Annotated in this window: 14 protein-coding genes and 1 pseudogene; 7 read left to right on the top strand and 8 right to left on the bottom strand. The window is 35.7% G+C overall.

What is annotated here, in order from left to right; genetic code table 11:
* Positions 1-44: 44 nt before the first annotated feature.
* From MKX78_RS21900 to MKX78_RS24535, 3 genes are all read right to left on the bottom strand, one after another.
* Entirely contained in the window at positions 45-299 is a 255-nt protein-coding gene (locus MKX78_RS21900; protein WP_307316260.1) for an SGNH/GDSL hydrolase family protein, read from the bottom strand.
* Between the two features lie 57 nt (positions 300-356).
* Positions 357-569, bottom strand: coding sequence for a hypothetical protein (locus MKX78_RS21895; RefSeq protein ID WP_307316257.1), 213 nt, complete (start codon positions 567-569; stop codon positions 357-359).
* Positions 570-816: 247 nt separating this feature from the next.
* Positions 817-960 (bottom strand): oligosaccharide flippase family protein, encoded by a 144-nt coding sequence (locus MKX78_RS24535; protein WP_370873346.1) that lies wholly within the window; start codon positions 958-960, stop codon positions 817-819.
* A 257-nt stretch (positions 961-1,217) separates the two neighbouring features.
* On the opposite strand from MKX78_RS24535, the pseudogene MKX78_RS21890 reads away from it, so the two are divergent.
* Positions 1,218-1,571 (top strand): annotated as a pseudogene (locus MKX78_RS21890) (GDP-mannose 4,6-dehydratase); the annotation flags it as partial.
* Between the two features lie 401 nt (positions 1,572-1,972).
* Here MKX78_RS21890 and MKX78_RS21885 read toward each other — a convergent pair.
* The 3 genes from MKX78_RS21885 to MKX78_RS21875 all read right to left on the bottom strand — a co-directional run bounded on the left by MKX78_RS21885 (position 1,973) and on the right by MKX78_RS21875 (position 4,563).
* Entirely contained in the window at positions 1,973-2,293 is a 321-nt protein-coding gene (locus tag MKX78_RS21885; protein ID WP_307316254.1) for a DUF4387 domain-containing protein, read from the bottom strand.
* A gap of 15 nt (positions 2,294-2,308) precedes the next feature.
* Positions 2,309-3,691, bottom strand: coding sequence for an acyclic terpene utilization AtuA family protein (locus MKX78_RS21880; protein WP_307316252.1), 1,383 nt, complete (start codon positions 3,689-3,691; stop codon positions 2,309-2,311).
* Between the two features lie 128 nt (positions 3,692-3,819).
* Positions 3,820-4,563 carry a GntR family transcriptional regulator gene (locus MKX78_RS21875; protein WP_251162263.1) on the bottom strand — a complete coding sequence of 248 codons (744 nt, stop codon included), beginning with the start codon at positions 4,561-4,563 and terminating at the stop codon, positions 3,820-3,822.
* 181 nt (positions 4,564-4,744) lie between these two features.
* On the opposite strand from MKX78_RS21875, the gene MKX78_RS21870 reads away from it, so the two are divergent.
* The 5 genes from MKX78_RS21870 (at position 4,745) to MKX78_RS21850 (ending at position 11,735) form a co-directional block, all read left to right on the top strand.
* Positions 4,745-6,106, top strand: coding sequence for a TRAP transporter large permease subunit (locus tag MKX78_RS21870; RefSeq protein WP_307316248.1), 1,362 nt, complete (start codon positions 4,745-4,747; stop codon positions 6,104-6,106).
* A gap of 10 nt (positions 6,107-6,116) precedes the next feature.
* Positions 6,117-6,383: a hypothetical protein gene (locus MKX78_RS21865; RefSeq protein WP_307316245.1), complete on the top strand. Its 267-nt coding sequence runs from the start codon at positions 6,117-6,119 to the stop codon at positions 6,381-6,383.
* A gap of 1,041 nt (positions 6,384-7,424) precedes the next feature.
* The gene (locus MKX78_RS21860) at positions 7,425-8,921 is read left to right on the top strand and encodes an aldehyde dehydrogenase family protein (protein WP_307316244.1); all 1,497 of its coding nucleotides are present in this window, start codon (positions 7,425-7,427) and stop codon (positions 8,919-8,921) included.
* 271 nt (positions 8,922-9,192) lie between these two features.
* Positions 9,193-10,950: a thiamine pyrophosphate-requiring protein gene (locus MKX78_RS21855; RefSeq protein WP_341052402.1), complete on the top strand. Its 1,758-nt coding sequence runs from the start codon at positions 9,193-9,195 to the stop codon at positions 10,948-10,950.
* The gene (locus tag MKX78_RS21850) at positions 10,947-11,735 is read left to right on the top strand and encodes a cyclase family protein (RefSeq protein WP_341052398.1); all 789 of its coding nucleotides are present in this window, start codon (positions 10,947-10,949) and stop codon (positions 11,733-11,735) included. The genes MKX78_RS21855 and MKX78_RS21850 overlap by 4 nt, the downstream gene beginning before the upstream one ends.
* A gap of 486 nt (positions 11,736-12,221) precedes the next feature.
* Here the strand turns inward: MKX78_RS21850 and MKX78_RS21845 are convergent, their stop codons facing one another.
* Positions 12,222-12,833 carry a Crp/Fnr family transcriptional regulator gene (locus tag MKX78_RS21845; RefSeq protein ID WP_307316237.1) on the bottom strand — a complete coding sequence of 204 codons (612 nt, stop codon included), beginning with the start codon at positions 12,831-12,833 and terminating at the stop codon, positions 12,222-12,224.
* A gap of 168 nt (positions 12,834-13,001) precedes the next feature.
* Positions 13,002-13,604, bottom strand: a complete 603-nt coding sequence (locus tag MKX78_RS21840) for a Crp/Fnr family transcriptional regulator (RefSeq protein ID WP_307316235.1) — start codon at positions 13,602-13,604, stop codon at positions 13,002-13,004.
* Positions 13,605-14,478: 874 nt separating this feature from the next.
* On the opposite strand from MKX78_RS21840, the gene MKX78_RS21835 reads away from it, so the two are divergent.
* Positions 14,479-15,816 carry an MFS transporter gene (locus tag MKX78_RS21835; RefSeq protein WP_307316232.1) on the top strand — a complete coding sequence of 446 codons (1,338 nt, stop codon included), beginning with the start codon at positions 14,479-14,481 and terminating at the stop codon, positions 15,814-15,816.
* Positions 15,817-15,872: the final 56 nt, after the last annotated feature.

Below are 15,872 nucleotides of genomic sequence, written 5' to 3'. Positions count from 1 at the left end.
GTAAAGCTATAATCATTGAGCGTGAGATGTATGTGCAGTTTTAATCACTCTTCTGCTATAAAATATTCTCGTAAATATTCTACCCATAGATGATGACCTTGTTCATTCGGGTAGTAATCTTCCTCCAAGTACTCTCGTATGAATGGATCATTAGTATTTGGCCTAGCTTGCCAATGGTCGAGATATGTTAAATGATTTTCCTCAGCAAAAGCTTTAATTGCCTTGACTTGCTCGTTATATTTTTGTGGTAAATAAAATGGGTTAGCTGGCTGAAATATGACAGTGGTTGCAGGGTTCACTTTTTCTAAAGCTTCTAGCCACTTCTCAATGTGATGTATCGGTGCTTCTACATCCTCTTACCAATCATTATCCCTCTTTAAGAAGGGTTTTAATAAGACAAGGTCAGGTCCAAATTTGCTTACATCTGCGATATCAAATTCACCTGAAATACCATCAAAAGGAACAATCTCGACTGTTATTGTCTTTTGATAGGCTTGATTTATTTCTTGTTCTAATTGATTTGTCCAACTTTTATCTTCCTCGATATCGTTGATGGTGATCCAAATCAAGGTTTTTATTAAAGTAGTTTAGAGTTCTTTTGCCTACTTGGTATAGTAGAAAGCTAACGTTATTTGATTTGACTATAAATATTTTGAAAAGATGAAAAATTTACTGGAAGAGGTATCTAACATTTCTCTATGTTGACCTGTAACGCAAACAACAGTATCCAAATTTTCTCGTGATTTTAATTCCTTTACAAGGGGATACATTTTAATAGCCTCTCGCCTTGTTCTGAATACAACCATGACTTCCTCCTCAAATAATATAATAAATAACTAAGCCAGCAAAAATATTTGGCCAATAAAAACTTGATAGCTGCTTTTTAGTGATACTTTGTCTATGAATTATTGCATTAGACATTCCCATATCAGCAAATGCTTGTGAAACAACTATAAACAATCATGATCCTACCCATTAAACCTAAAGCTGATGGTCCTAATATCCTACGATTAGTGGAAAATAGGAGTAAATCATGATCCGGAAACCAATAAATTAATTCTTGAATCTTTGGCTCTTGGTAAAAGGATGAGACAAAAGGAGAGATTAAGAACAAGAGGGTTCATTTAAACAGTTTTTTTTGGAGATAGAAGATTTAGACGTTAAGCATGTAATTTTTCATAATGTAACACAAGAAATTATATCTAATTTATATTCTTACAGAGGATGGTACTTGTATCAGAGATTATATTCATGTAATGGATTTAGCATCTGCTCACTATTTAGCTTTAGAATATTTAAGAAAAGATAATACAAGTGATATTTTTAATCTAGGTAATGGTAGTGGCTACTCAGTTAAAGAAGTAATTGAGGTAGCAAGAAAGGTCACAAATCATCCGATTCCTGCGGAAGTAAAAGAGAGAAGAGCGGGAGATCCAGCTGTACTAATTGCTTCATCGGAAAAAGCAAGAAAGGTATTAGGATGGAAACCACAATTTAATTCATTAGAAAAAATTATCTCTGATGCATGGAATTGGCATAAGACTCACCCCAATGGTTATTTAAGCAAATAAATATCTATGTAAATAAAAATTACCCGCTAGCCTTAATGGCTCGGCGGGCTTAATTGTGTTGTTTACTGTTTTCTGAAAATGCAATCCTCATTATCACTTCCCTGTGAAAAATGATATTCGCCTCAATGTCTAAATGAACCGTTTAATTTGAATGAATTGCTCTATTAATACACGTTTACATAACTATCGAGTTATTTTGTAATTGGTTTATTATATACAGCAAGCCTTTCCAAACTTAGAAGTAACTATTGTCTTCTCATTACAGTTGGCTACTTACTAACATCTCTGGTATAAAGAAATTTAATATGCCATATTTCTTTCCCCTTGTTTGCAACAATAGCTCCTACAGAACCTTATATCCCTGTGAAATTAAGTTTGGAGTTATATATAAGACTGTATAATTACACCGGTACCTCCACCCCCAACAAAGGAGGATACTGCTGACACCCAAATATATCTCCTTCACCTGGACTACCACTCGGGGCGGTTCTGCTGATTGTAAATTTAATGGCGTAGGCAGGGTCAAACTCTACTAAATCAGTGATGCGATCTTTGTTGATATGGAAGAGTGCGGCAATGCTTTCTTTGTTTATTACACCGCTATTTTTGACTAAATCATAGTTTTCTTGTTCTCGAAAAATAATGTCAAATGTGATGCGATCGGTTCCTGCGTTTTTACTACGAATGGTCTTGGCTAATTCGCCTAAGGGTATTGTGTTCATGTTATTCACTCCTCATTACACTTTAATGGTTTCTTGTATTGTTTCAATGTTTAGTTTGAAAAGGGACATAGGGTCTTTAACTGGTAAAGTATGATTAATGGTCCACGAATAAGAAGCGGTGGAAGGAAGGACCTCGTCTACAATAAATGCAGCTGTACCAGCCGTTCCCTTTACTTCTGGTAAGCGTGCGTAGAAGATTTGTCTTGTGCCCATGAGTGTAATCGCTTCGGCTAGTTCTTTTGTGTCTGCAATCCCTTCGACTACAATGCCGAGTTCGTGTGATTGAATATCTCGAATAGGTTCCATTTCACCCATCACACCATTTTTGCCGAATATACGGTAGTTCAGATGATAGTTTGTAGTTGGGAATTCTTCTTTTACTTGTTCTTTGCTTAACTGTATGACTTTATCAATATGTTGAATGGTATAGGGGTCACGAACTCCTGCGATGCCAATATATTTTTCGCCGACTTTACCAGAGCCTTCTATTTTTATTTTTGTGTCTCCCTGAATAGGTATATATTTTTGTCCTGTAATTCTTGTTGTCTTTTCATCATATTGTTCGTACTTGCAATGGGTCATGTCAAGCATACCCCCGGCAAAGTATTCAAAATAAGGATTTGACCTCTCATACATTGCATGGCCCGCAACGCTAGCAATGGTACATTTTTGATGTGGTGCCATTGCAGTAACCTTTACATCATTATGTGTAATCGTACCAATTACACTTTCTTTAGCGCCGTAAGGTTCTGCACAAAATGAGGCACATTCGAGAACTTTACCTAAATAATAGGCATGTTCCTCTGGAAATCCTTCAAAAATAGCTGGGGCTGCGAAAACAGCGCAATCGCTTGAGCGACCACCTATAATAACATCTGCCCCCATTTCTAAAGCTTTTATATAAGGGTGGATGCCTGCTACCGCTACCGCCCTAGTTGTCTTTTCAACATCTACTTTTGTTAAATCCTCTCGATTATCTAAACCTTCTATTCGAGCACCTTCTTTGATTCTGTCAGCTAAATATACAGTGTCTACATCAGAGTAGAAATAGGCAATCTTGAAAGGTGGAAGTTGATGTTCCTTAGCTAAATCCTTTATGATCTCTACATATAAATCTACTCTACTTTTCGTACCGCAATCACCCGCAGAACCGACAATCATTGGTACATTTTGTTCACGTGAGGCGAGCAACATTAGCTCAAGATCATGCTTTTGCCATTGGTACATACTTACTGATCGGTCTGCACCTAAAGCGGCAGCTCCAATATCGTCGCTTCCTGAATCGCAACAATAATAATCAGGTTTTGTAGCAGCTGCAATACGAAAGCTCTCCTCTTTTGTTGGGGCAAATCCTAAATGTCCATTCGGACTAACGATTCTTAATTGTTCTTTTGTCATAAAGATTCCTCCTTGCGCTAAGTTGTTATAACCACTTAATACAATATAATACACTGATAAAATTATTTGTCAATTCAGAATTTAATTAACAAATAAAAAAGCCAACAAAAAAGTTGGCTAGGCAGGTTTCACAGTTTTCTTTTTATAAAAAAGCGATATTGGTCACCACGATAGAAGGCTTCCCTATATTCTAAAGGATAAGCATCTTTATACATGATAGAAGTTACTTGGAAAATGGGCCAACCTTCTTCAATTTGCATTGTAGATGCAAGTTCCTTATTTGCTGTATGAGCTTCAAATGTTTGTTCTAAGTGAGTTGGCTGATATGTATTTGTTAAAGGGTAGAGATCCAATGTTGAAAAAGGTTTACCTTGTGTTTCCATTGCTTGTGCATTTGGCATGATGGATTGCCCGACAGGTATAGAAAAATAACTATTATAATAGACCATTGGTTGTTCATCACCGTATCCGATGAGCTGAAGATTACTAACATAATCGGTCGGTTGAAGATTAAGTATTTTAGCCATTTGGACAGAACTGAGTACTTGTTTGTTTGCTAATATTTTGGTTGAAGCAATGACCCCTTGTTGTTCTAACATTTGTTGAAAACTATTGATTTGCTCTAAAGGTTGTTGTAACTTGGTTTTTCGTGAAATAAAAGTGCCCACTCCATGTGTTCTATAAAGAATACCTTGGTCTTCTAATTGTTTAATAGCTTGACGAATGGTAATGCGGCTTACAGCAAAAAGATCGCAAAGTTCCCTTTCGGAAGGGAGTTTTTTACCGGCCTGCCAAGTTTCTTCATTTACTTTTTCTTGAATAAGCTGTGCAACTTGTTCGTAGAGTGGTGTAGAACTATGACGATTAAGCATTTTTAACACCTTCCTGATCCAACTTAGTTTATGTGATTATAACATCTAAAGGGAAATAACTACCATATTTTAATATGATTTAGAAACTTCTGAATACTTATTGAAAAAATAAAAATACCTGCTATAATATCAAATAAATTGATATAACCACTTATGACAAATTGGGGAAAGAGGGATGTTAATGCCTGCTGCTTTATGGATACTATTAGCATTATTAGTCTTTGTAGCTGTATTTTTTGTGGTTTTTAAGCGACCTATGTATGAAATAATGGCTCTTACCTTTGTTTTTATCATTGCGATTACAGGACAGTGGAATAAGTTTTTAGAGTATTTATTGTATCCTTCCACAAGTAGTTTATTTTATGTGATCTTTGCTTTTATGGTCATTGCTGTACTTTTCGATGCAACAAATGTTGTTAATAGAATTGTGCAGATTATAATTTCCTTAGTTGGAAGATTTAGAGGAGGATCAGGCTATGTTGCCTTATTAGGGAGTACATTTATGGCATCATTGTCGGGGACAGGTCCAGGTAATGTTGCAACAACTGGTGTATTTACGATTCCGATGATGAAAAGGACAGGATTTCCCCCACATTTTGCAGCAACAACAGAGATGTCAGCAAGTATGTTAGGTAATATTATCCCTCCAGCTGGAATTATTATTTTGTCCTATGGTGTGCTTGAAAAAGTCTCGCCTGGTAGTATCACATTAAGTGGTTGGATGATTGCTGCTTATAGTATCGGTATTTGGTTTTTTGTTCAAAGGTGGCTCACATTGTATGTACTTTGTCGGGTATATAAAGTACAACCAATTCCCTCTACAGAAATTCCTTCATTTAAAAAAAGTTTAAAGTCAGGTTGGGCTACTGTATTCATTCCAATCATCATATTCTTGCCTCTTTTCATAGATGCGCAGGCAAAGGAGTGGTTGCTAGGTAGAATTGGGGAAAGTGGGAGTGGGGCTTATTCTAGCTCTGTATTAATGTTTACCCCTGGAATAGCTGGAGCTTATGCTGTGATTATTGGTAGAAAGGCATTTGCAGAAAAAAGAGAATTTTTTTCTAAAATATTGTCTACTTTTTCGGGCTCACTTCAACAAGTAGTACCTATTGCAGTTACTATTTACTTTGCATATGCCACTTCTCAAGCTTTTTCAGGAATTGGTGCCGAAAAGGCAATCGAAGAATGGTTTGTTTCATTAGGTTTAAGCATTACCCTCCTGATCGTTATGATTCCTATATTTTTTATGGTTCTTGGAATGGTGTTACCTGGAACCGCGCAAGTAGCTATTCTAGGTGGGGCTGTAATTGCGGCCGCCAGTGCACTTGGAGGTGACCCTGTTCTGTTTGCTGCATTATTACCAGCTATGACTGGTGCGCTTGAGGGTATGACCCCTCCGCTCGCCTTAGGAATGTACGTAGCGATGGGGATTGCAAACTCAGATTTCACCAAAACTGTGAAGTTATCCGTTATATGGGTCATCCTTCATCTAATATTAAGCATGATTTTACTAACTGGTATACTACCAATCTTAGGATTATAGGGGTGATGATATGAGTATATTTAAAAAGATCTATGGAATGATTGCATTGATTACATTAGCGTTGGGGTTCGTTGTAGCTATCCTTTTTCTGATAGCGATTATTATTGGTGGGAATCAGGGAGAGTTAATAGCCGTTTTTGCAGGTGATGTTATGAATTGGTGCATTAAGTTAGCAGCAATAGCAGTATTGTTCGGTATTATTGATATGTATATTCGAAAGGAACACTCATTAACCATGAAAAGTGAAGAGAAGAAGGATGATAAGTTATTTATGTAATGTTTGCTATTAATGCATTTGATAACGAGACATAAGATATTTAAAAAATCAACGTATGATTTTTATTGTTTTTAGCGTTCCTTATCGTTATTTCCCGGAAAATGATTATTTATGTCGAAGGTTAACTTTTTAGGGGGAATGGACTCTGTTTAACATAATAACTGGTTGTCCATTCCCTATAGAATTTCTTCAACTTTTTCCCCTCAACTAACTATATCCCGAAATATCCGCACTATCATAAGCACTGTACCGATCGAGTGACTTGAAAACACCTTGGGTTTGCCCGTTAACATCATGTATTGTGATCTGTGTATTAATAGAATCTGTCCGTCAGTTAATTGGATGATGCTTCATTTTTTTACACACGCAAACCTTTGTTTTTACGATGTGTTTGACTGTTGGAAGTTATTAGAGTAATGGAGGTAAGGGAGAACATAGACTTTACATCAACAAACTAGTAGTTTACAAAGGCCAATCGTCGAAGTTCTTCACATTCAACAAAAAATCGACGAAATCGAGAATACCTTAACCATTACCCCACATTACTCTTTCCCTTAACGATAAGTGGGATTGCTACCAGCATCATATAAGAGAAGAGATGATTTACACAATGACCTCTAAGTCGCGAAATATACCATCTGTCACCAAGCAATGGGGAAAGAAAGCATTTTCATAAAGGAATGAAACAAAAACGTATTATGGAACCTTTTAATTAAACATCTATTTGAATTTCAAACAGTTGAAGAAGATCTGAAGAAAGAGAAGGTGAAAATGCCTATTTAGTTATATAAATGAAATTTTAAGAGGGGAGATACTGCTACATGATCTTTCGTCAATGATGAAAGATGTAATGGTTACAGTAAAAGAAATGAATATTACAGTAACCCCATGAAGAATAATGCAAAAGGTGTTAATTTGTTAACATAATTTCACTGATTTTCCTGTTTATAATAGTATTAAATTCGAAGAGAAAAATGAATATTCTGATTGGTTCGCGGTGTTATAAAAGCTAAAGAAGATAATGATGGAGGAGATACTTTAATGGAGACGATTGTACAAACAAATATTAATACGATTAAATTCAAAGAAAAATATGGTCCGATTATCAATGGTGAAATGATAGAGCCTGTAAATGGATATATGGATGCGGTTGATGCGGCTTCAGGTAAAGTTCTTTCAAAAATTGGGCGTGGAGGGAAGGAAGATGTAGATCGTGCTGTAGAAGCTGCGAGGTCGGCATTTCCTGCATGGTCTAATACAACAATTGAAGAACGCTCTCTGCTACTTAACAAAATTGCCGATGTACTTGAAGAAAATCAAGAGCGTTTGAAATTAATGGAATCTATGGATACAGGTAGAGCTATACATGAATTCGATCCAGATTATAAAATTGCGATTTCCCAATTTCGTTATTTTGCCTCCGCTATTCTAACTTATTATGAAGGTTCTTCCCGTTCTGTAGAAAACGGATATTTAATTACGAAAAAAGAACCATTAGGCGTTTGCGCTCAAATAATTCCTTGGAATGTCCCAATGGTTATGACATCATTTAAACTAGCGCCTGCCTTAGCAGCTGGTAACACTGTTGTATTAAAGCCTGCAGAAGATGCCTGTTTATCAGTGATGGAGTTTACTAAACTCGCAGCGGAAATTCTCCCAAAAGGCGTTCTAAATGTGGTTCCAGGATACGGACATGAAGCTGGACAAGCATTGATTGATCATCAAGACACAAATAAGCTTGCGTTTACAGGCAGTACTCAGGTAGGGCGCTTAATTGGTAAAACAGCGGGTGAGAGAATTATTCCTGTCACTCTCGAACTTGGTGGCAAATCACCTCATATTGTCTTTCCTGATGTCGATATAGATAGAGCAGTAGAAAATGCTACTTTTGCTTATACAAGTTTCAATGGACAAAGTTGTATTCTTGGATCTCGCTTATTTATTCATGAAGATATTTATGATGAGTTTGTTGAAAAATTAATACAAAGAGCAAAACAAGTCAAAATCGGTCCTCCGACAGACCGTTCAACAAGAGTAGCGGCAATCATTAATGAAAAACAAGGGAAACGGGTCTTAGAATTTTTTGAAATTGCTAAAGAAGAGGGGGCAAAAATCCTTTATGGAGGAAAGCGAGTTACGGTGTCTGGTTATGAGCATGGATATTTTATCGAGCCAACAATCATAGAGGCTGATTCTAATATGAGGATTGCCCAAGAAGAAATTTTTGGACCAGCTGTGACTTTAACTCGTTGGAGCGAAATTGATGACGTGATCAAAATGGCTAATTCCGTAGATTATGGACTGGCAGCAGGTATCATGACAGAAAATCTAGAACTGGCTTTAAAGACTGCCAATCAAATTGAAGCAGGAAGTGTTTGGATTAACTCTTATTTTAATTTCCAAACAGGTGCGCCATTTGGAGGTTATAAAAGTAGCGGTGTAGGAAGAGAATATAGCAAAGAAGCTTTAGATGCTTATAGTCAGTCAAAAACGATTGTAGCAGGCTATCAACTTCCTTCATCAGGTTTCTTTATCTAAGTAGAAGAATAGTTATTAATAAAACATCCCTCAGTTGTATAAATGGTTTGACAACCTGACAACTGAGGGATGTTTTTGAATAGTAAAGGACTTTTGCGAAATAAAGAATGCCTTTGTTTTTTTCTATGGCAATAAGAAGCAAAGTATAGTAATCAAAAATGATAATAAATTTACTAGATATGTTAATTATTTAACTAAAAGATTGTGAAGTTGTATTTATTATATAGTTAGGGTTTGGGAGGAATTAAAATATATTTTAGGAGGAATAGCATTGTACACAACTGGTACGGCATTTTTAGAGGCCCTAAAAGAGGCAGGTGTTTCTTATATTTTTGCTAACTTAGGAAGTGATCACCCGTCTATTATTGAAAGCTTGGCTGTGGCGAAGCAAGAGAATCAAGAATTACCGACAGTGATTACATGCCCTCATGAATTTGTAGCTTTGAGTGCAGCGCAAGGTTATGCGCAGGCAACAGGTGAACCACAAGCGGTTATTGTCCATGTAGAATGTGGTACACAAAACATGGGTGGAGCGATTCATAATGTTTATAAAAGCAGAACACCTGTATTGATTTTTGCAGGGGCTTCTCCTTATACGCAAGAGAATGAACTACTTGGTAGCAGAAATGAATTCATTCACTGGATTCAAGACGTATTTGATCAGCGCGGAATAATGCGGGGTTATACAAAATATGACAATGAAATACGAACTGGTACAAATGTGAAACAGCTTGTACATCGTTCATTACAAATTGCTAAGAGTGAACCAAAAGGGCCGGTTTATTTAATGGGACCTAGAGAAGTGATGGAAGAGGAAGCAACACCAGTAACAATACAAAAAGAACTATGGGAGCCGATTGTTCCGGCAGCGATCCCCCCTCGACAGGTTGGAGAATTAGCCAATGATCTATTGGCAGCAAAGAATCCTGTTATAGTCGTTTCTTATTTAGGAAAAAACGAGCAAGCAGTATGGGAGCTGGTTCGTTTAAGCGACCGTTTAGCTATACCTGTCATTGAATCTGTTCCGAATCGCATGAATTTTCCGGCTAGTCATGAGATGCATTGCGGATCTTATTGGAATAACCCAAAACAAAATGATATTCTTGCTGAGGCGGATTTTGTACTTGTACTCGATAGTGATGTGCCATGGATTCCTGTAAAAAATAAGCCATCAGATGATGCAGTTATTTATTATATAGATGTGGATCCGCTAAAGGAGCAAATGCCTTTGTGGTATATCCCATCTAAGCGTTTCTTTAAAGCAGATTCATATACGGCCTTACAACAAATTAATGACTATTTAGAAAAAATCGATGATATCGATAAGGAACTTGTCTCTCAACGTTGGCAAAAATATGCGAATTATCATAAGCATTTGCTCGAGAAAAGACGCGAGATCGAACAGGTGGAAAGCGAAGTCATCACTCCTGAATATCTTACAGCCTGTGTGAGGGAATTGATAGATGATAATACCATTGTAATCAACGAGGGGATTACAAGCCATGAGGTCATATCTAACCATCTTGAGACAACTGTTCCGGGCTCCTATTATGGAAGTAGCGCAGGTTCTCTAGGATGGCATGGGGGAGCTGCGATTGGCATGAAATTAGCAAATCCAGATAAGACCATCATCAGTCTTACTGGAGATGGTACCTATTTATTTAGTATTCCATCGACTGTACACTGGATGGCGAAGCGGTATAATACGCCATTTTTAACCGTTATTTATAACAACTCTGGTTGGAAAGCGCCGAAAGAATCGACTTTAGGTGTTCATCCACATGGTGTAGCAAATGAGAACCAAGATTTCCATGTACATTTTGATCCACCGGCGGATTTGTCAGGGATTGCTTCAGCAGCTGGTGAAGCGTATGCTGTAACGATAAAAGACAAGAAAAGTTTGCAAATAGCACTTAAAGAAGCATTGAAGATGATAAAAATGGGTCGTTCTGCAGTGTTAGATGTGTATATTCCACATGTCTATGAAGAGGGGAAAACAACTTTGTTAGAGCAGGAGGTTATCCAATGATTGTAAAAAATAACATTTTAGAAGAGCTTATAAAAAGCATTGGAGACGAAACAATTGAAGTAGTAGACCTCTCTCAAACTTTAAGTGAAAATACACCTGTTATTCAATTACCTGAGTCTCTTGCTAGAACAGCGGGCTTTAAGTTAAAGCAACTCTCAAAATATGATGAGAAAGGTCCAACCTCTTATTGGAACGATTTTGTTGCTGGCGAACATTGCGGAACACATTTTGATGCACCTATTCATTGGATCAGCGGAAGAGACAATGACAGTGTGGATAGGATTCCATTGAAAAATATGATTGGCCAAGCTTATGTAATTGATATCAGTCAAGAAGCGAAACAAAATCCAGATTATTGTTTAACTGTGGAAGATATACAGTTATTTGAGGAGAGAAATGGATCGATAAAAGAACATTCCTGGGTCTTGATACGATCCGGGTGGTCAAATTATGTTAGTGATCATGAGAAATTCTATAATATCGGTCAAGACGGACAACCTCATACACCTGGGATCACGAAAGAGGCCTCTATTTTCTTAGCAGAAGAAAGGGATATTTTAGGGGTGGGCGTGGAGACTGTTGGAACGGATGCAGGGATTGCTGGGACATTCAATCCTCCTTTTCCTAATCACCATTATATGCACGGGGCAAATAAGTATGGTCTGGCACAATTAACAAATCTAGAAAGGTTACCCGAAAAAGGGGCTATCTTAATTGTTAATCCTCTTAAAATAGAAAATGGAAGTGGAAGTCCTGTTAGAGTGCTGGCACTAGTTAGAAACTGAATCCGTGGTGTTTGATAAATACTCTTAAATTACTAACAGTCAAGTTTTTTTGGGAAGAACAAGAGATTATATGTTTGTACGACTAATATCATACTTGTTCTTCTCAATTGTTTTAACAAAATTTATTGCATCCTATGAAGAATTTGTAGTATTTTTAGTGATTGAATCATCCATTTGGTAGTCTTGTTTCAGGATCATCTATTTAACTGCAAATAATTGCACTTAAACAAAAGGGGTACTTTAGTTACATAATAAATTTAAAAGTCTTTTGTCTCTTTAATAGACAGAAGGCTTTTAAAGCTGTTTGAAGTGAAGGTTAAATAACTTTATTGATATAGTGTTACTTTAGTTAAATAAAACGTAAAGTCCAGAATTGATAGTTTTTAAAATTTTGGGAGATAAAGTGTATAACTTATGTATGGATTATCTGTCATTATAGTAGACATATTTTTAACATAGTAAATATAAAAGATGCTGATTATACTATTAATATAGTAATTTTTTTTTGAGTAATTCTATATTTTTAATGGAAATTTTTTTGTTATAAAGCTCGATGATATGCTCAGATGACCAATTTTTTAAGATTTTATAAATGGTGATCCTAGATAATCCAACATATTGAGATAGCTCTTGCTGCGTTAAATTAATATCTGTACCTTTATAGATGTTTATCAAGTGCAAAAGTGAGTAAGCAATCTGATATTCTGTACCAGTACTGGATGCATTCAAATTATTCAAAAGCGATCTTTGCTTTTGAAAAAGAGACTGAAAGAATAGAGCTGTTGTTTCTGGATGTTGGTAAATGAGCTTTTCATAATCATCCTTAGAAAAAAAGTATAGAATACAGTCTTCGTGGCAAACAGCTGAAGAAAAATATGGTTTACTATCAGTGTCTCCAACTAAATCCCCTTGTCCAACAATATCTAGTATTCTTTTATCATTTCTAGAATTTGTAGAAGTTATTTTTATGATTCCTTTAAAAAGATAATAAAATCCATTTCTTACATCCCCTTGTTGAAAAATAATTGAGTTCTTTTTGTAAAAGAGCCTCTTTCCGTATTTCAAGTAATCATTCCACGAGTATTCTGAAGTAATCAAAAGCTCCATTCCCTTCATCTAAAGTTGAATATTACGACCCTTCAATCTAGCTATCTAATACAGATAGATTGAAACAAATGTATGTTATTTTATAATTTAGATTGAATATTACGAATGTTTAGTGCCTAAAACTAGGGATGAAAAATTATTAGACGTTTGATTAAATTTTTATAAAAGCAATTTGATTTTATTAAGGTCTAAAATATCAATTTGATTCTTTCCTTGGGATACTATTCCATCTTTAGACCACTTTTGTATGATTTTATAGACAGTTATTCGAGAGGTGCCCATATATTGGGCTAAAGAAACTTGGGTAATTGGTACAGAAAGATTATTATGCTTATTATAAAGCTGCACTAGGAAATGAGCCATTTGCTTTTCATAAGACTTATCCATTATAGCAACTGTTTCTGTTAACAATTTGATTTGATTGCTAACAGATTTAATAAACACCTTCTTTGCATCTGGATGTTTTTCACAAATAGAATTAAAAATTTTAGTTGGGTAATAATAGAGTATTACATCCGTTTTGCATTTTGCAGAAGTTGGATAAGGTTGTCCGTAAATTCCTGTAGCTCCTAAAAAAGATTTTTCTAGAAGATAATCGACAATTCTTTCTTTCCCATCTTCCGAAAGCAGCAAAATACTCATTTTTCCATTTTCTAAGAAGTAAACCCCACTCCCTTCTTCTCCTTGTAAAAACAATGTGTCACCTTTAAAAAACACTGTTTTTTGACCGAATTTGAGATAAGGATCCCATTCGTGATTCATTTCATTTTCCCCCATCATTTATAAAGTATTTTGCGAGAATTTATTCTTTATTTGAGCGCTAAAAAAGCACAAAATAAAAATCTAGGTAGATAAAAGTTAGAGAAAAATATAGATTAGAAAATCTATTTGTTAATTATGTATGAGTCTATTAAATAAAAAATATATAAGATAACTCCCACTCTATATATGATATACCATTTGTCCTTCAAGACGATTAGTTTCCCATCAGTTACTTCCTTTTCTTATTAGCTTCCATACTCGTCATTAACTCCCGATGGGCCCTTTAGAGGCTTTTTTTACTTAAACAAGAGAAATTTCGGATGAAGTTTGAAATAGAGATTTTAAGCAAAATGTTATTTTACGATTATATCGATACTAACATATTTAGAATTATTCAGTAAAATAAATGGCGATAAATCGGATGTTATTGTATGTACTGAAGGCATTGAAATGAATGCTTATATTCTTCAAATAAGATTGATAATTTGGGAAGATATTGGTGATGGACCCTTATTTATTTAATCATCAGAATTTTAGCATTACAAGAACGTAGATTCCCCATTCACGATATTTGGAAGAAACACAGAAGATAAAAAAGTTTAGAAAGAGAAGATTGTACATAAAATTATCTGAACATTAAATTAATTTTTAAAAATTAAAAAATATGTTAATCAGTTAACATGTCCCTTCATTAAAAAAACCTATAATAAATTATATCAGAGAATGATTGATTTGTAGAATGACAGTTTTTAAATAATTTACAAAGGGGGAAGAGGTTAGCTCTATTCTTTACTAACTCATTTTTCTGTATGAACACAGTTTAGCTTATAAGTGAACCAAAAAACATTCTTTAGCCACGTGGAGGTGCAAAAAAATGTGCAACGAAACTTCCCTTGAAAAAAACAGTAATAATAAAATGTCTGTCAAAGCAATCGCAGGAGCAGCATTTGGAACCCTTATTGAATGGTATGACTTTTTTCTATATGCTACAGCGGCTGCATTAATTTTTCCAAAGCTTTTTTTTCCAGGTTCTGACCCGTATGTAGCAACTTTATTATCGTTTGCTACTCTGGCAACAGGATTTCTTGCAAGACCTTTAGGAGCAGCAATTTTTGGGCATTTTGGAGATCGGATAGGAAGAAAGACTGCTTTAGTGATTACATTGTGGATCATTGGTATAAGTAGTACTCTAATCGGGTTATTACCTACATATGATTCCATTGGGATCTGGGCTGCAATTATCTTACTACTTATGCGCATTCTCCAGGGAATCGGAGTAGGAGGAGAATGGGCCGGAGCTGTCTTGTTGTCAATGGAATGGGGAGATCGCAAGAAGAGAGGGTTTACGGCTAGTATACCGAATGCAGCTATAGGTGGGGGCATGTTATTATCATCTGCAGTAATAGGTCTTTGCATGTATTTAACGGCAGATAATTTTTATGTTTGGGGATGGAGAATTCCTTTCCTATTAAGTTTTGTTTTATTAATAGTAGGAATAGTGATTCGTAATAAAGTGAACGAAACGCCTTCCTTTCAACGGGCATCCGATGAAAATCAAGTGGTGAAAACACCTATTCTAGAGGTGCTCAAAAGACACCCGAGACAAATTTTATTTGTGGCAATGGCGAAGTTTTCTGAGCATGTTCCTCATGCGATATTTGCAACTTTTATGATTACATATGCTACAGGTAATTTTAACGTCAGTTCGGGCTTCATGGTTAATGTAATCGCTTTCGGAAGCTTATTATCTTGTTTTGGAATTCCTTTATTTGGCTACATTGCCGATAGAACAGGGGTTAAACGAACCTATATTTTGGGCATTGTTCTAACCTTTTTATGGGCTTTCCCTTATATAGGATTAATTAATACAGAATCACCGATGTTTATTTTACTTGCTACTATTGTTTTTTATCTTGCACACAACATTCAAGCAGGTGCACAGCCAGCATTGGTTGCTCAAGCTTTCCCAGCACATCTACGTTATAGCGGTACGGCACTAGGTACTCAAGTAGCTTCAGTTTTTGCAGGTGGTATCGCTCCGATGGTTTGCACGTACCTAATTCATACTACTGGGACTTTGTATTCTATTGCCATATATATCGGGATTGCTACAGCCATTGGTTTTACAGGTTCTATTTTTCTGAAAAATTTATCTAGTACAGCAATTAAAAATAAAGAAGAAGAGATAAAGAGACCTATGACTTTTATGTAGTCGATTTATTTTCTCATTATCAATATTCTCTGAAACGATACAAACAAGAAAGAAGA

The sequence above is a fragment of the Cytobacillus sp. FSL R5-0569 genome (genome assembly GCF_038007265.1).
Taxonomy (GTDB): Bacteria; Bacillota; Bacilli; order Bacillales; family Cytobacillaceae; genus Cytobacillus; species Cytobacillus kochii.
Note: the sequence above shows the minus strand (reverse complement) of the source record. Positions and strands in the feature narration are given on the sequence as shown.